Here is a 19,477-nt window from a genome sequence, read left to right as displayed (position 1 = left end):
TGCCCGCCCGGTTCAGGGAGGACGGGCGAGCGCGTCAGTCGCGCAGCGCGAGCCGGCGCGCGAGCACGGCGCAGACCACGAGCTGGAGCTGGTGGAAGATGATCACGGGCACGGCGATCACGCCGGCCGCGGCGACGGGGAACAGCACGCTGGCCATGGGCAGGCCGGTGGCGAGGGACTTCTTCGACCCGCACATGAGCAGCGCGACCCGGTCCTCCGCCGGCAGCCCGAGAGCCGCCCCACCCCACCAGGTCAGGCCCAGCATGATCGCGAGGAACACCCCGCTGACCGCAACCAGCGCGACGATCGCCCAGGCCGAGGTGCCGGCCCACACGCCCGCGGAGCTCGCCGCCGCCACGGCCGAGAAGACCACGACGAGGATGGTGCCGCGATCGACGGACAGGGTGAGCCAGCGCCGGGCCCGGACCGCGTCGCCCACCCACGGCTGGAGCAGCTGACCGACGACGAACGGGAGCAGCAGCTGCAGCAGCACGGTCTGCAGCCCGTCGAGCCCGTGCCCTGCCGTCGCGCCGGCACCGCCCTCGGCGTCGGTCATCAGCCACAGCACCAGCAGCGGGGTGAGCACCATGCCGAGCACGTTCGACACCGTGGCGCCGCAGATCGCGCCCGCGACGTTGCCGCGCGCCACGGACGTGAACGCCACCGACGACTGCACGGTGGAGGGCAGCAGCGACAGGTAGAGCATCCCGGCGGCGAGCGGCGCGCCGACCAGCGGCGTGACCGCCCACGCGACGACGAGGCCGATCACCGGGAACACCACGTACGTGGCGGCGAGGATGCCGCCCTGCAACCGCCAGTTGCGCAGCCCCGCCCACACCTCGCTGGTCGACAGGCGCGCGCCGTAGACGAGGAACAGGACCGTCACCGCGACGTCGGCCACGACGTCGACGACCCGCTGCACCCCCGGGCCGACCGGCACCACCAGCCCGAGCACCATCACCACGACGAGCGTGACGACGAACGGGTCCACCCACCGGCTCAGCACACGACGCACCGGGCGAGTGTAGTGAGGTTCGTGCCCCGGGCAGCGGCATGCCCGGGGCACGGGACGTCAGACCCCGACGCCGGGGGCGGCGGCCTGGGACTCAGGCGGCGAGGCCCTGGCGCAGCCCCTCGGCCAGCGGCGTGGTGGGGCGACCGATCAGCCGGGCGAGGTCGCCGGTCGTCTCCGCGAGGAGCCCGTCGCGCGTGTTGCCGTCGAGGGCGACGACGAACCCTGCGGTCGCCTCGTCCAGGCCGGCGCCGCGCAGGATCTCGAGGTGCTCCTCCGGGCTCACCCGCCGGTAGGTGACGGGACGGCCGAGCACCTCCGCGGCCGTGCGGGCCAGCTCGTCGAAGTCCCACGCGACGTCGCCGGTGAGCTCGTGGACGGCGTCGTCGTGCGCGCCGTCCTCGGCGAGGGCGACGACGGCCGCGGCCTCGGCATAGTCGGCGCGGCTCGCGCTGGCGACGCGGCCCTCCCCGACCGAGGCGACGATCTCGCCGGTCTCCCGGGCCCGCTCGACGTCGGGCAGGTAGTTCTCCGTGTACCAGCCGTTGCGCAGGATCGTCGTCGTCAGGCCGGAGGCCGCGAGCAGCTCCTCGGTGGCCTTGTGCTCGGGGGCGAGGATCAGCGGCGAGGTGTCGGCGTGCGGGGCGCTCGTGTACACGACGCGGCGGACCCCGGCGCCCTTGGCGGCGTCGATCACGGCGCCGTGCTGGCGCACCCGCTGCCCCACGGCCGAGCCGGAGACCAGCACCAGCACCTCGACCCCGTCCAGGGCGGGGGCGAGCGTCTCCGGGCGGTCGTAGTCGGCGTCGCGGACGACGACGCCGCGCTCCGCGAGGTCCGCGACCTTGTCGGTCGAGCGGGCGAGCGCGACGACGTCGGCGGGCGCGGCGCCGCGGGCGAGGAGGGACTCGACGACGAGACGGCCCAGGTGGCCGCTGGTGCCGGTGACGGCGATGGTCATGGTGATGCTCCTTCGGTGCAGGCTTGTCGGTCGCGCGCGGCCGGTCCGTCGACCGGACCGCCCCGCCAACATGCGCTTACTTTTCGATAGTGCCAACCACTAGAGAGTGCGGCGCTCGTCACAGTGCCTGCGCGCGGAGCGCGCCGTATCCTGTCCGGGTGACCCCCGACTCCCCCACCGTCGATACCGTCGACACCGTCGACACCGGCCCGACGGACGCGATGATCGCCGACGTGTTCTCGCGCGGGTGCACCTCACGCCAGGCGCTGGAGGCGGTCACCGGGCGGTGGGGCGTGCTCACGGTGGCCGGGCTGCGCGACGGGGCCGTGCGGTTCAACGCCCTGCGGCGCCGCATCGAGGGTGTCAGCGAGAAGATGCTCGCCCAGACCCTGCAGACGCTCGAGCGCGACGGCATGGTCGTGCGCGAGGTCCGCACCACCATCCCGCCGCACGTCGAGTACTCGCTCACCGACCTGGGCCGGCGCGTCGCCGACCGGCTCGTGGGCCTGCTCGACGTCCTCGAGGGCTCGGTCGACGAGGTCGACGCGGCCCAACGGGCGTACGACGCGCGCCGCGGCGCCTGACGCTCACGTCCGCGACGTCACGTACCAGAGGACGAGCGCCGCGACGACGAGGAGCCCGACGACGACCGCGACGGCGATCTTCACCGCGCTGAACGGCCGCCGCCCGACCACCTGGCCCGTGTTCGCGTTGACCATGACCTGCCACTGCCGGCCCGCGTACACGTAGGTCGCGATCCACAGCGGGAGCAGGACCAGCTTGAACATGACGTCGGCGTAGGCGGTCGTCACCGTGCCCACCCGCTGCTCGTCGCCGCCGATGTCACGGCGGACGTCGGCCCGGACGGCCTTCGCCATCGTCCCCTTGGCCCGCTCGAGCCCGGCGGCAGGCTCCACCTCGTACCGGGCCGCCGAGTACCCGGCGAGGTACTCCGCCCGGAACGGCACGGCGTCCTCGAGAGGCCACGGCCCCAGCCGGCGGAGGTCGGTCTCGGACACCTGGGACGACGCCGGGACCAGGACGTCGTCGAAGGACCGCTCGACCCGGCCCGAGACCGGCGTCCAGCGCACCCGCCGCTCCTGCCGCTCGGTGTCACCGTCCTTCACGGTGACGTGGTAGGCGTCGCCGCGCTGGCCCGTGTACGACGACGACGTCTCGGCGTCGAAGGTCCAGTGGGGCACGTACGAGCCGTGCAGCGACTCCGTGTCGCCGACCTTCTTGAGCTCGCTCGGCGCGAACGGGCGCGAGCGCACCCAGCGGCGGAACGCCTCGCGCGCCCGCGCCCGCTCCACGCCGAACGGCACGACCGCCTCCGGCTGCACGAGCCCCTCCACCTCCGCGGCCGCGACGAGGTGGCCGCCGCAGAAGCGGCACGCGGCGGACAGGTCGGTGCCGCGCGTCGTCGCGCCGCACCCGTCGCACGTGAGCAGACGGTCGTCGAGCACCCCCGCGTGCGACCCGTCCTGCGCGGCGGACCAGGCGTCGAACGAGTGCTCGTCGACGGCGTCGCCCGCCGCATGGACGATCCCCACCTCGCCGCCGCACGCCCCGCACCGCAGGTGCTGCGTGCCGGGCACGTAGGCCAGCTGGGACCCGCACGCGTCGCATCGCGTGCGGACGAGGTCGTCCCGCACGTCGCTCACGGTCGCGCCCCCGTGCCGCTCGACGGGCCGGCCTGGGGCGGCAGCGGGGGCGGCGTCGCCGCGAAGAGCGGGGCGAGCGCGGGCACCTGCCCGGCCGGGGTCCACGCGGTCATGCCCTGCTGCCACACGAGGGTCTCGCGCGCCACGTCGCCGGCGCGGACGAGCGCGGCGACGTCCGCGGCGGTGCCGGGCCCGGCCTGCGCCCCGCCGGCCGACCAGTACCACGGGGACTCGGCGGCCGGCAGCGGCGGCGGGCCCGCGGGGGCCGGCGTCGCCGCCCCGGCGGGCTGCACCGTCGAGGCCAGGGCCTGGGCCATCTGCTGCCCCATCGCCACGCCCATCCCCATGCCCATCCCCGTGCCGAGCCCCTCACCGGCCCCGCCCGGGTTGGCGGCGGCGGTCTCGATCGCGGTCGCCGACTGGAACTTCGTGTACTGGTCCAGGTCCCCGATGACGGCCATCCGGGACCGCTTGTCGAGCGCCGCCTCGACCTCCGGCGGGAAGGAGACGTTCTCCAGGACGAAGCGCGGCACGGCGACGCCGTACTCCGACAGGTCCTCGGAGAGCTGGCCGGCCAGGCGGCCGGCGAGCTCGCGCTGGTTCGCGGCGAGGTCGATCACGGCGACCCCCGCCTCCGCCAGCGCCGGGCCGAGCCGGCCCACGACGAGGCTGCGGAACCAGTCGCCGATCTCGTCGGTGCGGAACTGTGGGTCGGTGCCCACGAGCTGGCGCAGGAGCGCGGCCGGGTCGACCACCCGCAGCGCGTAGGTGCCGTACGCCCGGACCCGGACCGCGCCGAGCTCGGGGTCCCGCAGGATCACCGGGTTCTGCGTGCCCCACGTGAGGTCCGTGAACTGGCGGGTCGCGACGAAGTAGACCTCCGCCTTGAACGGCGAGCTGAAGCCGTGCTTCCAGCCCTGGAGAGCGGACAGGACCGGCAGGTTCTTCGTCTCCAGCGTGTACGTGCCCGGGGCGAAGACGTCGGCGAGCCGCCCCTCGCTGACGAACACCGCCGCCTGTCCCTCGCGCACGACCAGCCTCGCCTGGTTCTTGATCTCGTTGCCCTGGCGGGGGAAGCGCCAGACGATCGTGTCCCGGCTCTCGTCGAGGAACTCGACGATGTCGATCAGCTGTCCGCGCAGCTTCTCCAAGAAGCTCATCCGGAATCCTTCCGTGTCGTTCGGGTCGCACCGTTCGGGTCGCACCGTTCGGGTCGCACCGTTCGAGTCGGGCCGTCCGGGTCGCGCGACCGCGGCGCCGCGCCGAGCATAGCGGCGTCTGGGACTGCCGATGACGGGATCAAGTCCCGGCAAAACCTCCTGGTCGGCGCGATGCTGCCACGGACTCTCCGGCCCCGCCGCGCGCGGGACCTATCCTGGCCGGGTGCCCGCCGCGCCCGTGTCCCCCGACCCGACGGACGCCGTCGCGGTGCTCCTCGCGGCCGGCGCCGGGACGCGGCTGGGACGCGGTCCCAAGGCCCTGCTCCCCCACCGGGGACGCCCGCTGGTCGCGCACCTCGTGGACGTGCTGCGCGACGGCGGCTGCGTGCCGGTCGTCGTCGTCCTCGGCGCCGGGGCGGACCGCGTGCGCGCGCGGGCGCCCCTCGACGTCCCGGGGGTCCGGGTCGTGGTCAACGCCGACTGGGCGACCGGGATGGCCTCCTCCCTGAGGTCCGGCGTCGCCGCGGCGCTGGGTGACCGGGCGCAGGACGGCGGGGCCGCCGGGCCCGTGGTCGTCGCGCACGTCGACCAGCCCGGTGTCACCGCCGCGGACGTCGCGCGCCTGCTCGCGGCGCACCGTCCCGGCCGCGTCGCCGCCTCACGGTGGGCGGATGCCCCCGCCGCCGCCGCCGCGGCGAGCGGGCCGGACGGCGCCCGCCCGCGCTGGGCGCACCCCCTCGTGCTGGACGCCGCGCTCGCCGGGCCGGCCGCCGCGAGCGCCGTCGGCGACGCCGGGGCGCGGGCGTTCCTGCGCGCGCACCCGGACCTCATCGACGTCGTCGTGCACCCCGGCGACGGCCGCGACGTCGACACCGAGGCCGATCTCGACCTGCTCGCCTGACCGCGAGATCGAGGTACCCGCGCCGAGATCGACCCTCGGTGGGTCGACGTCGCGACGGATACCTCGATCTCGCGCTCAGGACGTCGCGTCGCGCATGCCCAGGTAGACCTTGTCCCGCGAGAGCGGGAGCTCGGTGAACCGCACGCCCGTGGCCGCGCGCAGCGCGTTGGCGAGCGCGGGGGCGACGGGGTTGAACGGGCTCTCGCTCATCGACTTCGCCCCCATCGGCCCGGTGGCGTCCGAGGTCTCGGCGAAGTAGACCTCGCTACGCGGCACGTCCGCGAAGGTGGGCAGGTGGTACTGCCGGAAGATGTCGGTCGTGACGCGGCCGGCGCCGTCGACGACGACGTCCTCGTACAGCGCGGCGCCGAGGGCCTGCGCGATGCCGCCCTCGACCTGGCCCCGGCACTGCCGGGGGTTGACGACCTCGCCCGCGTCGGCGGCCTGCACGCTCTGCAGGATCCGGATCTCGCCGGTGCCCCGGTGCACCGCGACCCGGAAGCCGTGCACGTTGAACGCCACGGAGCGCGGGGTGCCGCCCCAGCGGCCCTCGGCCTCGAGGCGCACGCCCGCCGCCTCCGCGTGCCGGGCGACGTCGGCGAGGGGCACCACGGCACCGCCCTCGTACTCGACCCCGCCGGGCACCAGCCGGCAGTCCGCCGACGGCGTGCCCGTGAGCGACGACGCGACCACGCGCACCCGCTCGGCGAGCTCGGTCGCCGCCGCGAGCGACGCCTTGCCCGCCACCACCGTGCCGGTGGACCCGAAGGCCCCGGTGTCGTGCTCCACGAGGTCGGTGTCGGACTGTCGCACGACGACGTCGGCCGCCCGCTGCCCGAGGGCCGACGCGACGAGCTGCGCGTGCACCGTCGTGGTGCCGTTGCCGAACTCGGCCGTGCCGACCTCGGCCTCCACCACGCCGTCCGGGCGCAGCCGCGCGCGGGCGTGCGCCACGTGGCCCCGGGGCGGCACGGTGTCGATCATCGACACGGCCGTGCCCTCGCCGACGCCCCACTCCTCGCCGAGCCACGGGCGTGCCGGGTCGGCGGGGTCCGCGCCGTACGCCGCGACGTCGCGCGCCCGGCCGCGGGCGAGGGCGTCGTCGGCGAGCTCGATGCACTGGTCGAGGCCGTAGCTGCCGTACAGCACGTCCTCCTCGGGCTCGGGGCTGGTGGAGAGCATCGGGTCGCCGGCGCGCACCACGTTGCGGCGGCGCAGCTCCAGCGGGTCGAGGCCGAGCTGCCGCGCGAGCTCGTCCATCGCGGACTCGACGGCGAAGATCATCTGGCTCAGGCCGTAGCCGCGGAAGGCGCCGGCGGGCAGCGTGTGCGTGTACACGCAGTGCGCGTCGACCTTCTTGTTGGCGCACGTGTAGACGGCGATCGACTCGCCGCAGCCGTGGAACATCACGCCGGGCCCGTGGTTGCCGTACGCGCCGGTGTTGCTCAGCACGTCGAGGTGCAGCGCGGTGAGGGTCCCGTCACGCCGGGCCCCCGCCCGCACCCTGATCCGGAAGGGGTGCCGCGTCGTCGTGCCCACGAACGTCTCCGTGCGCGTGAGCTCGAGCTGCACGGGGCGGCCGAGCCTCAGCGCCGCGAGGGCCGCGACGTCCTCGACCAGCACCTCCTGCTTGCCGCCGAACCCGCCGCCGACGCGCTCGCAGTACACGCGCACGCGGTCCGCCGGCAGGTCGAGCACGCGTGCCAGGTGACGGCGGGCGAGGAACGGCACCTGGGTGGACGAGCGCACCACGAGGCGGCCCTCGTCGTCGAACGACGCGATCGCGGCGTGCGTCTCGAGCGCCGCGTTCTGCACGCGCTGCGTGCGGTACGTCGCCTCGTGCACGACGTCGGCCTCCGCCAGCCCCGCCTCGACGTCGCCGAGCTCGCTGTGCAGCTCCGCGACGACGTTCGCCTGCGGGCGCGACACCCGCGCCTGCGCCGCGTCGAGCTCCGGGTGCACGAGCGGGACGCCGGGCGTCATGGCCTGCTCCGGGTCGATCAGGGCGGGCAGCACCTCGTAGTCGACGCGCAGCCGGCGCACGCCCTCCTCCGCGGCGGCGACCGAGTCGGCGACGACCGCCGCCACCCGCTGCCCGACGTACCGCACGACGTCGTCCAGGATCCGCGTGTCGTCGGGGTCGTCGGTCCACAGCTCGTGCTGGGCCGTGCTGAACCGCGCGGTCGGCGTGTCCTCGTGCGTGAGCACCGCGTGCACCCCGGGCACCGCGAGCGCGTCCGTCCGGTCGATCGACCGGATGCGCGCGTGCGCGTGCGGCGAGCGCGCGAGCCTGAGGTGCAGCAGCCCCGGGTAGGCCGCCGGGTCGACGTCGAGCGTGTAGCGCACCTGCCCCGTCACCACGCCCCGGCTGGCGGGGGCGGGCTCCGAGGTACCGAACGCCGTACCGCAGCCGCCGATCGTCTCGGCGTTCTCGGTGCCCCGCACCGCGTCCTCGATCGCCCGGTAGCCAGTGCAGCGGCACAGGTTGCCCTTGAGGCTGCGGGGCAGGTTCGCGCGCTGCTCGTCGTCGAACGTGGCCGCGGTCATGACCATGCCCGCGGTGCAGAAGCCGCACTGGAAGCCCTGGGCGTCGTGGAACCGCTGCTGCACGGGGTGCAGCCCGTCCGGCGTCGGCTCCTCGGCCGTGGCCGCGAGGCCGCCGATGGTGGTGACGTCGCGCCCGGCGGCGCGGCGCGCGGGGTACACGCAGCTGTGCACCGGCACACCGTCCACGTGGACGGTGCAGGCGCCGCAGTCGCCGCCGTCGCAGCCCTTCTTGACGCCGAGCGCACCCTGCTCCCGCAGGAACGTGCGCAGGCACTGCCCGGCCCCCGGGACGGCGTCGACGTCGCGGCCGTCGACGCGCAGCGCGGGCAACGCCCCGGTGGGCGAGGTGGTGGGTCGGGTGGTCGCGTCGGTCATCGCCTGCCTCCGTCGGTCCTGCCGGCGCCCGCGTCGGGCGCGGTCGGCGGGTTCGTCAGCTCGGCGCGGATCTCCTGCGCGAGCCGGTAGGTCATGTCGCGGCGCCACGCGGGCAGGCCGTGGATGTCGTCGTGGTAGAGGTCGGCCGGGATCGCGGCGTCGATCGTGGCGGCCAGCCCGGCGGCGTCCGGGTGCGCGCCGGCGGGGAACCGCAGCTGCACGGGCCGGCGGGTCGACGCGGTCACCGTGATGACCAGCTCGCCGCCGTCGTCGGGGGCGTCGACGCGTCCGATCAGCAGCACGCCCGAGCGGCCGAGGTTCGACAGCGACAGGCGACGGAACGCCGTGCGGGCGCGCAGCGCGGCGGCCGGCAGGCGGATCGCGCGCAGCAGCTCGCCCGGTGCGAGCGTGTTGCGCATCTCGCCCGTGACGAGCTCCGACACGGGCTGCGTGCGCCGGGCGCCGCCCGGCCCCCACACCTCCACGACACCGTCGAGCGCGGCGGTGAGCGACGTCATCGGGCCCGCGGGCAGCGACGTGGCGACGTTGCCGCCGACGGTCGAGGTGTTCCAGATCTTGAACGAGGCGACGAACGCGTCGCAGCACGGCCGCACGAGGTCCAGCGCGCCCCAGGAGCCCCACACCGGTGCGGCCGCCGGGGCCTCGGGGAAGGCGTACAGCTCGGCGATCGTGCAGGTCGCCGCGATCTCCAGCCCGTCGTCGGTCACCGTGAGCGCCGGCCACCCCGCGCTCGTGAGGTCGAGCAGCCGGCGGAGCGTCCGGCTGCCGTAGGAGAACAGGACGGTGCCGCCGGCCAGCCACGCGTCGCCCTCGCGCCAGTCGGCGGGGTCGGCCGTGGGGACCAGGTCGGTGACGGTGTTCAGGTCCACCGGTGGTGCTCCTTGCTGTGCGTGGTTCGGGGTGTGTCCGGCGGCGCGTGCAGCGGGCCGTCGGTGCGGCTCAGGGGGACGGCGGCGTCGCGGCCGTGGCGGACCGCGACGAGCTCCGCGACGACGGACACGGCCACCTCCTCGGGGGTCACCGCGCCGAGGTCGAGCCCGATCGGCGAGCGCAGCCGGGCCAGCTGGTCGGACGTCACGCCCTCGTCGTGCAGGGCCCGCACCCGCTGCGCGTGCGAGCGGCGCGACCCCATCGCGCCCACGTAGGCCAGCGGCAGGCCGAGCGCGAGCCGCAGGGTCGGGACGTCGAACTTCGCGTCGTGGGTGAGGACGGCGACGCCCGTCCGTTCGTCGAGGCGGCCCGCGGCGGCCTCGGCCGCCAGGTAGCGGTCCGGCCAGTCCACGACGACCTCGTCGGCCTGCGGGAAGCGACGCGGCGCGGCGAACACCTCGCGGGCGTCGACGAGGGTCACGCGGTACCCGAGCAGCCGCACGGCACGCACGAGCGCGCCCGCGAAGTCGTTGGCGCCGACGACGACGAAGCGCGGCGGCGGCAGCCGCGTCTCGACGATCAGCGTGACCGGCTCGTCGAGGGCGCCGTCGTCGCACGCGCCGTCGGGCACACCGGGAGCCGCGTGCACGGTGGCGGTGCCGCCCGCCCGCAGCACGGCCGCGACCTGCGCGGACACCGCGGGCAACGCACCGTCGTCGACCAGCCCCCGCAGCGAGTTGTCAGGGCCGGCGCCGGGAATATCGCTCCCTGGTCCTGACAGGTCCCCCAGGACGACGGCGGTGGGGCGTGCGACGTCGAGGCGGCGCACGAGGGCGGCGGGGGCCCCGACATCGCCGGCGGCCAGGCGTGCGAGCGCGACGGCGGCGGGGTCGCCGTCGTCGCCGGGCCGCACGGGCTGGACGTGCACCTCCAGGCTGCCGCCGCAGGTGAGCCCGACGGCGAACGCGTCGTCGTCGGACCACCCGAAGGTCTCGCGGTGGCACGCGCCGACGCCGATCGCGTCGAGCGCGGCCGCGTGCACGGCGGCCTCCACGCAACCGCCCGACAGGCTGCCGATCACGGCGCCGTCGGCGCGCACGGCCATCGCCGTGCCCACGGGCCGTGGCACGGAGCCGGACGCGCCGACGACCGTCGCGACGGCGAACGGCTCCGCGCCGGGCTCGAGCCACGCGGTGAGCTGGTCGACCAGGGTGAGCATCAGGGTCCTTCCCCGCCGGTCGGGGCCGCCAGGTCGCGGCGGCCCCGACCGACGTCGCCGTCAGGCGCCGAGCGCCGCCGAGAGCGGGCCGCGCACGAAGTACACGAGGAACCCCGCGGCGACCACCCACAGCAGCGGGTGCAGCTCGCGCGCCCGGCCGCAGGCGAACCGCAGCAGCACCCACGTGATGAAGCCGATCCCGATCCCGTTGGCGATGGAGTACGTCAGCGGCATCGTCACGACCGTGAGGAACACCGGCAGGGCGACCGAGAAGTCGCCCAGGTCGATCTCCCTGATCTCTCGCATCATCATCGCGCCGACCACCACGAGGGCGCCGCTGGCGACCTCGATCGGCACGACGGCGGTGAGCGGCGTGAGGAACATGGCCACGAGGAACAGGCCGCCCGTCACGACCGACGCCAGGCCGGTGCGCGCCCCCTCGCCGACCCCGGCGGCCGAGTCCACGAACACCGTGTTCGAGGAGGACGACGAGGCGCCGCCGACGACGGCGCCCACGCCCTCGACCACCAGCGCGGACTTGATCCGGGGGAAGTTCCCGTCGGCGTCGGCGAGGCCGCCCTGCTTGGCGAGGCCCGTCATCGTGCCCATCGCGTCGAAGAAGTTCGTGAAGAACAGCGTGAACACGAGCATCGTGGCGGCGAGCGCCCCGATCCGGTCGAACGCGCCGAGGCTGAACTGCCCCAGGAGGGACAGGTCGGGCACGGAGACCAGGGAGTCCGGCAGGGCGGGCACCGACAGGTGCCACCCGCCGGGGTTGTCCTCGCTCGCGGGCCCGAGCTGGAGCACGGCCTCGACGACGATCGCCACGACCGTCGTGGCGACGAGTCCGATCAGCAGCCCGCCCTTGACCTTGCGGGCCACGAGGACGCCCATGAGCAGCAGGCCGAGGACGAAGACCGTCGTCGGGACGGTGGTGATCGAGCCGCCGTCGCCGAGCTGCACCGGCGGGCCGCCCGCGGTGCGGGTGACGAAGCCGGCGTCGACGAAGCCGATGAAGGCGATGAACAGCCCGATGCCGACCGTGATCGCCGCCTTGAGCTGGCGCGGGACGGCGTTGAAGATCGCCGACCGCGCGCCCGTCGCGGCGAGCAGCACGATGAGCAGGCCGTTGACGAGCACGAGGCCCATGGCCTCGGGCCAGGTGACGTCGCCGACGACGGCCACGGCGAGGAACGAGTTGATCCCGAGCCCGGCCGCGAGCGCGAACGGCAGGTTCGCGACCAGCCCGAACACGATGGTCAGCACGCCCGCGGCGAGGCCGGTGACGGCGCCCACCTGGGCGGTCTGGAGCCAGCCGCCCGCGACGTCGGTCGGGGCGTTCTCGGCGCTGGTGCCGCCGAGGATCAGCGGGTTGAGGATGACGATGTACGCCATCGCGAAGAAGGTCACCAGCCCGCCACGGATCTCGCGTCCCGTGGTGGAGCCTCGTTCGGTGATCTTGAACAGCCTCTCCAGCAGGCCGCGGCGGGCGCTGGTGGGGGGCGTCTCGTCGTTCTCGGCGGTGTCCCGCCGGGTTCCCAGGACGGTCACGTCTTCGGGTCCTCTCCGGGTCGCGCGCGTCAGTAGTCGACGCGGGTCTCGAGGACACGCCACGCGTCGAACGGCGCGAGCGCGCTGCCGGTGCGCTCGTGGCGCACGAGCATGACGCCGGCGCCCGGGCTCCCGGGCTGCTCCCGCAGGCGCGCGGCGAAGAAGTCGTAGAACGCGGCGTCGTCGAACCCGGCCGCGGCCGCGTCGTGACGGTCGGCGGCGAAGTAGACGGCGTCCACCCGCGCCCAGAGGGCGGAGGCGAGGCACATCGGGCACGGTTCGCAGCTGGAGTAGAGGACGGCGCCCGACAGGTCGAAGGTGCCGAGCTCGGCGCACGCGCGCCGGATGGCGGTCACCTCCGCGTGCGCGGTGGGGTCGTTGTCCTGGGTCACGCGGTTGTTGCCCTCGACGACGCGACCGTCGCGGGTGACGACGACGGCGCCGAAGGGGCCGCCGGCGTTCGCCACGCTGTCGACGGCCAGGGCGACGGCCTGCTCGAGGTGCGCTGCGACCGGAGGGCCGGCCGGAGCGTCGGCCGGGCTGACTGCGTGCGGGTGGATCACGGCATTGCGGTCCATGGTGAGTCTCCACGGTTCGGGCAGCGGCCCCCGGGTGCTCGGGTCCATCCGTCGGCCCTTCGAGGTCCCGGTGGAGGCCGGGCGCTCGGCGGGTCGCTGCAGGCGAGTTGTCCTTCATGCCGCCTGGTAGATAGCTGCCGGTGTCGGATCGATGTCGTCGACCACCGCGCGGCCGTCGTCGTCGACGTCTGCGCGGCCCGGGCCCGCCGTTGGCAGCTGCGACGCTAGCACCCGGTGACGCGCGCCACAACCATTTCGGAATCACATTTCCGTATCGCGGTTGTTTCGTCGGGATAAATCGCGTCTCGCATCGTGGTCCCACATGATGGACACGGGCTGTCGCCGCAGGTCCGCCTGTTCCTAGAGTGTGCGAGGACCCGAGCGGCCACGACCCACCGCTACCCGGGCGGCGCCCCGACGCCGCACAGATGGAGGAACCCATGCCTGCACCCACCGACCCGACGCCGCGCCTCGCCGAGTACGCGCACCCCGAGCGCCTCGTGACGACGTCGTGGCTCGCCGAGAACCTCGACACCCCGGGCCTGGTGGTCGTGGAGTCCGACGAGGACGTGCTGCTGTACGAGACCGGCCACATCCCGGGCTCCGTGAAGATCGACTGGCACACGGACCTGCTGCAGCCGGTGGAGCGCGACTACCTCGACGGTGCCGGCTTCGCCGACCTGCTCGCGAGCCGCGGCATCTCCCGCGACACGACGATCGTGCTGTACGGCGACAAGAACAACTGGTGGGCCGCGTACACCGCGTGGGTCTTCACGCTGTTCGGCCACGAGGACGTCCGCCTGCTCGACGGCGGCCGCAACCTGTGGGTGGCGGAGGGTCGCGAGCTCACCACCGACGTGCCCTCCCCCGCCCGCGGCGAGTACCCCGTCGTCGAGCGCGACGACTCGACGTTCCGCGCCTTCAAGGAGGACGTGCTCGCCCACCTCGGCAACGGCCCCCTGGTGGACATCCGCTCCCCGCAGGAGTTCTCCGGCGAGCGCCTGCACATCCCGGACTACCCGGAGGAGGGCGTGCTGCGCGGCGGCCACATCCCGTCGGCCCGCAACGTGCCCTGGGCCACCGCGGTCGCCGAGGACGGCACCTACAAGCCGCGCGCCGAGCTCGAGGCCATCTACCAGGAGGGCGGCCTGGGCCTCACCGAGGGCGACTCGGTGATCACGTACTGCCGCATCGGCGAGCGTTCCAGCCACACGTGGTTCGCGCTGCGCTACCTGCTCGGCATCGACGACGTCCGCAACTACGACGGCTCCTGGACCGAGTGGGGCAACGCCGTGCGCGTCCCGATCGTCGCCGGCTCCGAGCCCGGCGAGGTCCCGGCGAGCGTCAAGCAGCAGCAGGCCGCCTGACCCTCCCCTTCGCGAGGTAGTTCAGCTGCTGGCGAGGTAGTTCAACCTCCGGCGAGGTAGTTCCCCTCTCGCCGAGGTAGTGGTCCAGTCCACTACCTCGGCGAGACGAGAACTACCTCGCGCCGTCTCGGACTACCTCGCCGGAACTCGAACGACCTCACGCTGAGCGAGACTGGAGCCATGACCGACGCCGCCACCCTGCCCGAGCCGCTCGCCGAGATCCGCGAGGAGTTCCTCGCCCTGCCCGAGCGCGACCGGCTGCAGCTCCTGCTCGAGTTCTCCCGCGAGCTGCCGGGGCTGCCGCCGCGCTACGAGAGCGCACCGGGGCTGCTCGAGGCGGTCGAGGAGTGCCAGTCCCCCGTCCGCGCGTTCGCCGAGGTCGACGGCGACGTCGTGCACTTCTTCGCGACCGCCCCGCAGGAGGCGCCCACCACCCGGGGGTTCGCGTCGATCCTCGCCCAGGGGCTGTCCGGGCTCTCGGCCCAGCAGGTGCTGGACGTGCCCGACGACTTCCCGCTGATGATCGGCCTCACGCGCGCGGTCAGCCCGCTGCGCCTCAACGGCATGGCCGGCATGCTCACCCGCGCCAAGCGGCAGGTGCGCGAGCAGCTCGCCGCCGCCTGACGGCGCCCGGCGTCAGAAGTCGAACAGGTCGCCGAGGAACGAGTCCTTCTTCTTGCGCTTGCGGTAGCGGGGGTCGTACCCGCGGTCGTCGTACCGCTTGTCGTCATAGCGCTTGTCGTCGTAGCGCTCGTCGAAGCGCCGTTCGTCGTACCTCGGCCCGTCGTAACGCCGCTCGTCGTACGACGCCGGGGGCGGCCCGGGGGACGCCGGCGGCGACACCGGACCCCGCGCCTCGGCCGCGATCTCCGACTCGAGGGAACGCTCGATGATCTTGTCGAGCTCGCCCCGGTCGAGCCACACGCCACGGCACTGCGGGCAGTAGTCGATCTCGATCCCCTTGCGCTCGGACATCACGAGGACGGACTGGTCGTGGGGGCACTGCATGATGCGCTGCTCCTTCGTCGGCTGGAGTGGTCAACGGGCCGGACCGGCGCGAGGTTCCCTCCGTGTGCGAGAGTGTGCGCATGACGGTGCTCGTGGCCTACAACCCGTCGCCCCACGGTGAGGCGGCCGTCCGGACGGCGATCGCGGAGGCGTCCCGGCGGGGGGTCCCCTTGCACGTGGTCCACCTCGCGCGTTCGGAGGACCCCGAGGGCGGCGACCCGCTCGACGGCCTGCTCGCCGCGGCCGGCGACGGCGTCGAGGTCCGGCCGGTCACCCGCCGGTCCCCCGGCACCGAGCCCGCGGACGTGATCCTCGACACCGCCGAGGCCGACGGTGCGACGCTCGTCGTCCTCGGCTCCCGCAAGCGGTCCAGCGCCGGCACCTTCCTCATCGGGACGACGACGCAGCGCGTGCTGCTCGACTCCCCCGTCCCCGTGCTCGTCGTCAAGGACGCCTACGACGGCTGAGCGCGCCACGGCGCCTCGGGCTTCCGGCCGCCGACACGCTCCGGTACGCCCGCCCGGGTGACGCCGGCCACGGGTTACGGTGCGCGGCGTGGATTCTTTCGCTGACTTCATCGCCGCAGCCAGCTCCTTCGTCTGGGGCCCGTTCCTGCTGATCCCGTTGCTGCTGGGCACGGGCCTGTTCCTCACGATCCGGCTCAAGGGGCTGCAGTTCCGCAAGCTCGGACCCGCCCTCCGGCTCGGCCTCCTGCAACGCAAGGAGGCCTCGGCGGGCGGCGAGGGCGACATCTCGCACTACCAGGCGCTGACCACCGCGCTCGCGGCCACGGTCGGCGTCGGCAACATCGCCGGCGTCGCGACCGCGATCGGCATCGGCGGTCCCGGCGCCCTGTTCTGGATGTGGGTCACCGGGTTGCTGGGCATGGCGTCCAAGTACTCCGAGGCGTTCCTCGGCTCGAAGTTCCGCGTCGTCGACGAGAAGGGCGAGCAGCGCGGCGGGCCGCAGGAGTACCTCAAGCGGGGCATCCGCGGGCCGCTGGGCAAGATCCTCGCCGTCGCGTTCGCGGTGTTCGCCGCGCTCGCCGCGTTCGGCATCGGCAACATGACGCAGACCAACACGATCGCGCAGTCGCTCGACGACACGTTCGGGGTGCCGCCGCTCGCCACCGGCATCGTCATCGTGCTGTTCGTGGGCGTGGTGCTGCTCGGCGGCATCAAGCGGATCGGCGCGGTCACGGCGTCGTTCGTGCCGACCATGATCCTCTTCTACATCGTCGCCGGGCTCCTCGTGCTCGGTGCCAACGTCACCGCGATCCCCGACGCCCTCGCGCTCGTGTTCACGGACGCGTTCACCGGCACCGCCGCCACCGGCGGCTTCGTCGGCTCCACCGTGGCCCTCGCCCTGCAGTTCGGCGTCGCGCGCGGCCTGTTCTCCAACGAGTCCGGGCTGGGCTCGGCCGCCATCGTGGCCGCGGCGGCCAAGACGCACCACCCGGTGCGCCAGGGCCTGGTGTCCATGACGCAGACCTTCATCGACACGATCATCGTGGTGTCGTTCACCGGCCTGGTCATCATCACGTCCGGCGCGTGGACCTCCGGCGAGGAGGGCGCCGCGATGACCTCGACGGCGATGTCGTCCGGCCCGCTCGGGCAGTTCGGCGCCGCCGTGGTGGCGATCGCCGTCGTCTTCTTCGCGCTCTCGACGGTGATCGGGTGGGCGTACTACGGCGAGCGGTGCGCCACGTCGCTCTTCGGCATCAGGGTGTCGCTGCCGTACCGGGCGATCTTCACCCTCGTGTGCCTCGTCGGCGCCCTCTGGGAGCTGGACCTCGTGTGGGGCGTGGCCGACGTCCTCAACGGGCTGATGGCGCTGCCCAACCTCGTCGGGCTGCTCCTGCTGTCCGGCCTCATCGCGCGGGAGACCAAGGCCTACCTCGCGAAGGACCCGGACCTCACCGACCCACCGGCAGCGCTCGAGGACTTCGCGCCGGTGCGATGACGTCGTCCCCGGGGACCACGAACGGGCGCAGGTCCCCGCGGGCGGCCTCCACCCGCTCGACGGGGACCCGCTCCACTCCCCCGGCCTCGGTGATCCACCAGCCGAGGTTGGGGGCGAGGGCGGCGTAGCCGTCGCGCAGCACGTGCCGCAGCACGGTGTCCGCGAGGCGCACGCCGTCACGCCACGCCCGCACGGCGTCAGCGGCCACGACGTCGTGCGCGGAGGTGCCGGCCGGGAGCTCCGCCGGGGCCGACGTCGCGGCCGGCAGCGCGAGCACCCGCAGGCCGCGGCGGAAGACGACGCGCCCGTCGACCGTCGCGTACCGCGGCCGCACGCGGGTGACCGCGTTGAGGATGCGGAACGGCCACGGTGGCGCCTGGTCCAGGATCAGCGCGGCACGCGGGGTGAGCTGGCGGGCGAGGCGGCGCTCGTCGAACTGCACGCCCACGGCCCGCAGCTCCGCCGCCATCCACTGCAGCGCCACGTCGGAGAGCCCGCAGCGTGCGCCCCCGCCGCCCACGTCGCCGTGCGTGCCGGGGAACCACACCTGCTGCACCCGGTCGTGCGGGTCGCCGTCCGGCACGGACCACAGGCAGGGCGCGAACGTGAGGCGCCGCTCGTCGATGGCGAGCGCCTGGCGCGCGGTGCGCACGACGGGCGACAGGGAGACGTCGTGGAACCGGTTCTTGCGCCGCGACGGCCCGGGGACGCCCAGCGCGCCGACGGTGTCGAAGACGCCGAGGAACCGGACCGGCACCTCCGTCCCGTGCTGCGCGCGGAACCGGTCCTTCTCCTGCCGGACCTCGTCGCCCTGCCGCAGCACGGCCTCCGCGCGACGTCGCCGCCACGACCCGGGCCGCGTCCGACCGGCGGTGCGCTCCGCCCGGGCGACGCGGCGCGCCGTCGGCGGCTTGAGCCGGTAGACGCGTTCGGCCTCGCAGAGCAGGCCGGCGTCCGTGGCCTCCGGCGTGAGCAGGCCGACCTGCGACAACATGCCCACGACGCTGCGGGCCGTGTACGCCCCACGCGAGTAGCCGAGCACGACGATCTCGTCGCCGGGCTCGTAGTTCATGGCCAGGAACCGGTAGCCGTCGACCACGTTGCGGGTGAACCCGTACCCGAACGCGCCGCCCAGCAGCTGGTCCACCAGGTAGCCGCGGGCGCCGACGCCCGCCACGTACCCGACGACCTGCTCGACGTCCGGATCCGCGCGCCCGCCCGAGCGCAGCACGGAGCGCGCGAGCTTCTCGATGTTGGACACCTGCGGGTTCACCGCGTGGTTCCACGTCCCGTCGCAGCACAGCACCAGTCGCTTCATCGTCGTCCCCTCCATGTACCTCGGAGGGGCGCGGGGCAGCTCTGATACGCCGCTGATACGCCGGGTCAGACGACGACGCGGATGACGGCGCTGTGGTCGAGCTCGGCGTCGCCGCGGTCGACCATCCGCCGGTACCGGTCGCGGGCGACCGCCGTGAGCGCCGTGTCCACGCCGAGCCGCTCCCCGACCGCGAGGCCGAACTCGAGGTCCTTGAGCTGGGTGCGGCACGCGGCGCCGTGCGCGTAGTCGCCCGAGAGGTAGCGCCGCGACTTGTCCGTGAGCACCTGCGAGCCGGCCAGGCCGGCGCCCAGCACCTCCAGGACCGTGGCGAGGTCCAGGCCGCCGGCCTGCGCGACGGCGACCGCCTCGGCGAGCGCGTTGAGGGTGCCGCCCACGACGATCTGGTTGCACGTCTTGGTGAGCGAGCCGGCGCCGACCGGGCCGAGGTGGCGGACGGTCGACCCCATCGCCTCCAGCACCGGGCGCACGGCGGCGAGGTCGTCGTCCGCGCCGCCCGCCATGATGCTGAGGCTGCCCGCGACCGCGCCCTCGACGCCGCCGCTCACGGGCGCGTCGACCAGTCGGATCCCGTCGGCGGCGAGCTCCTCCGCCCACGCCGTCACCTCGACCGGGCTCACCGTGCTCATCACGACCAGGACGGGGTCGGGCACCTGGGCCGCACGCCATCCCGCCCGCAGCCCGTCCGGGCGGTCGACGACGTCGCGCACCTGCGGCAGGTCGGGGAGCATCACGACCACCACCGGCCGGGCGACCTCCGCAGGCGTCGCGGCGACCGTCGCCCGTGCCTGGCCCTCGGCGACCGCCTCCGCCTTCGCAGCGGTCCGGTTCCACAGCGCGACGTCGAACCCCGCCGCCAGCAGGTTCCGCGCCATCGGCGCCCCCATCGGCCCCGTGCCGACGAAACCGATCGACATGCCCTGCATCCCTGACCTCCACGCCGTC

The 19,477-nt window shown here is 74.3% G+C and carries 18 protein-coding genes; 6 read left to right on the top strand and 12 right to left on the bottom strand.

The annotated features are described in order from the left end of the window. Positions 1–34: 34 nt before the first annotated feature. Positions 35–1,015, bottom strand: coding sequence for a bile acid:sodium symporter family protein (locus ACH436_RS11795; protein WP_430560370.1), 981 nt, complete (start codon positions 1,013–1,015; stop codon positions 35–37). 91 nt (positions 1,016–1,106) lie between these two features. Continuing rightward, complete coding sequence (locus tag ACH436_RS11790) at positions 1,107–1,973, bottom strand: SDR family oxidoreductase (RefSeq protein WP_430560369.1); 867 nt, start codon at positions 1,971–1,973, stop codon at positions 1,107–1,109. A gap of 158 nt (positions 1,974–2,131) precedes the next feature. On the opposite strand from ACH436_RS11790, the gene ACH436_RS11785 reads away from it, so the two are divergent. Beyond that, positions 2,132–2,557: a winged helix-turn-helix transcriptional regulator gene (locus ACH436_RS11785; protein WP_430560368.1), complete on the top strand. Its 426-nt coding sequence runs from the start codon at positions 2,132–2,134 to the stop codon at positions 2,555–2,557. A 3-nt stretch (positions 2,558–2,560) separates the two neighbouring features. On the opposite strand, the gene ACH436_RS11780 is transcribed toward ACH436_RS11785, so the two are convergent. Together ACH436_RS11780 and ACH436_RS11775 are read right to left on the bottom strand one after the other, a co-directional pair. Then, on the bottom strand, positions 2,561–3,637 hold the full coding sequence (locus ACH436_RS11780) for a hypothetical protein (protein ID WP_430560367.1): 1,077 nt from the start codon (positions 3,635–3,637) through the stop codon (positions 2,561–2,563). Then, entirely contained in the window at positions 3,634–4,797 is a 1,164-nt protein-coding gene (locus tag ACH436_RS11775; RefSeq protein WP_430560366.1) for an SPFH domain-containing protein, read from the bottom strand. Before ACH436_RS11775 ends, ACH436_RS11780 begins: the two co-directional genes overlap by 4 nt. 223 nt (positions 4,798–5,020) lie before the next feature. On the opposite strand from ACH436_RS11775, the gene ACH436_RS11770 reads away from it, so the two are divergent. Then, the gene (locus ACH436_RS11770) at positions 5,021–5,698 is read left to right on the top strand and encodes an NTP transferase domain-containing protein (protein ID WP_430560365.1); all 678 of its coding nucleotides are present in this window, start codon (positions 5,021–5,023) and stop codon (positions 5,696–5,698) included. Between the two features lie 75 nt (positions 5,699–5,773). Here the strand turns inward: ACH436_RS11770 and ACH436_RS11765 are convergent, their stop codons facing one another. Genes ACH436_RS11765 through ACH436_RS11745 form a run of 5 tightly spaced genes read right to left on the bottom strand, consistent with a single transcriptional unit; the run spans position 5,774 to position 12,859 of the window. Continuing rightward, positions 5,774–8,620 (bottom strand): molybdopterin-dependent oxidoreductase, encoded by a 2,847-nt coding sequence (locus tag ACH436_RS11765; protein WP_430560364.1) that lies wholly within the window; start codon positions 8,618–8,620, stop codon positions 5,774–5,776. Continuing rightward, positions 8,617–9,510, bottom strand: a complete 894-nt coding sequence (locus ACH436_RS11760) for an FAD binding domain-containing protein (RefSeq protein WP_430560363.1) — start codon at positions 9,508–9,510, stop codon at positions 8,617–8,619. The genes ACH436_RS11765 and ACH436_RS11760 overlap by 4 nt, the downstream gene beginning before the upstream one ends. Beyond that, a complete protein-coding gene (locus tag ACH436_RS11755; protein WP_430560362.1) occupies positions 9,501–10,730 on the bottom strand; it encodes an XdhC family protein in 1,230 nt (409 codons plus the stop codon). The genes ACH436_RS11760 and ACH436_RS11755 overlap by 10 nt, the downstream gene beginning before the upstream one ends. 60 nt (positions 10,731–10,790) lie before the next feature. After that, positions 10,791–12,281 carry an NCS2 family permease gene (locus tag ACH436_RS11750; RefSeq protein WP_430560361.1) on the bottom strand — a complete coding sequence of 497 codons (1,491 nt, stop codon included), beginning with the start codon at positions 12,279–12,281 and terminating at the stop codon, positions 10,791–10,793. A 29-nt stretch (positions 12,282–12,310) separates the two neighbouring features. Beyond that, the gene (locus ACH436_RS11745; protein WP_430560360.1) at positions 12,311–12,859 is read right to left on the bottom strand and encodes a nucleoside deaminase; all 549 of its coding nucleotides are present in this window, start codon (positions 12,857–12,859) and stop codon (positions 12,311–12,313) included. A 440-nt stretch (positions 12,860–13,299) separates the two neighbouring features. Here ACH436_RS11745 and ACH436_RS11740 point away from each other — a divergent pair, with 440 nt between their 5' ends. Together ACH436_RS11740 and ACH436_RS11735 are read left to right on the top strand one after the other, a co-directional pair. Further along, complete coding sequence (locus tag ACH436_RS11740) at positions 13,300–14,226, top strand: sulfurtransferase (RefSeq protein WP_430560359.1); 927 nt, start codon at positions 13,300–13,302, stop codon at positions 14,224–14,226. Positions 14,227–14,406: 180 nt separating this feature from the next. Further along, positions 14,407–14,850, top strand: a complete 444-nt coding sequence (locus tag ACH436_RS11735) for a SufE family protein (protein ID WP_430560358.1) — start codon at positions 14,407–14,409, stop codon at positions 14,848–14,850. A gap of 12 nt (positions 14,851–14,862) precedes the next feature. Here the strand turns inward: ACH436_RS11735 and ACH436_RS11730 are convergent, their stop codons facing one another. Continuing rightward, the gene (locus ACH436_RS11730) at positions 14,863–15,234 is read right to left on the bottom strand and encodes a zf-TFIIB domain-containing protein (RefSeq protein ID WP_430560357.1); all 372 of its coding nucleotides are present in this window, start codon (positions 15,232–15,234) and stop codon (positions 14,863–14,865) included. A gap of 80 nt (positions 15,235–15,314) precedes the next feature. Here ACH436_RS11730 and ACH436_RS11725 point away from each other — a divergent pair, with 80 nt between their 5' ends. Together ACH436_RS11725 and ACH436_RS11720 are read left to right on the top strand one after the other, a co-directional pair. After that, positions 15,315–15,701 carry a universal stress protein gene (locus ACH436_RS11725; protein ID WP_430560356.1) on the top strand — a complete coding sequence of 129 codons (387 nt, stop codon included), beginning with the start codon at positions 15,315–15,317 and terminating at the stop codon, positions 15,699–15,701. An 88-nt stretch (positions 15,702–15,789) separates the two neighbouring features. Next, entirely contained in the window at positions 15,790–17,196 is a 1,407-nt protein-coding gene (locus ACH436_RS11720; protein ID WP_430560355.1) for an alanine/glycine:cation symporter family protein, read from the top strand. On the opposite strand, the gene ACH436_RS11715 is transcribed toward ACH436_RS11720, so the two are convergent. After that, complete coding sequence (locus ACH436_RS11715; protein ID WP_430560354.1) at positions 17,150–18,514, bottom strand: DUF2235 domain-containing protein; 1,365 nt, start codon at positions 18,512–18,514, stop codon at positions 17,150–17,152. The genes ACH436_RS11720 and ACH436_RS11715 overlap by 47 nt on opposite strands. Before the next feature lie 65 nt (positions 18,515–18,579). After that, entirely contained in the window at positions 18,580–19,449 is an 870-nt protein-coding gene (locus tag ACH436_RS11710) for an NAD(P)-dependent oxidoreductase (RefSeq protein ID WP_430560353.1), read from the bottom strand. Positions 19,450–19,477 lie beyond the last annotated feature (28 nt).

The organism is Isoptericola sp. NPDC019693 (assembly GCF_044389085.1).
Taxonomy (GTDB): Bacteria; Actinomycetota; Actinomycetes; order Actinomycetales; family Cellulomonadaceae; genus Isoptericola.
The sequence above is the reverse complement of the archived record's forward strand: the minus strand, read 5'-3'. Positions and strand labels throughout refer to the sequence as shown.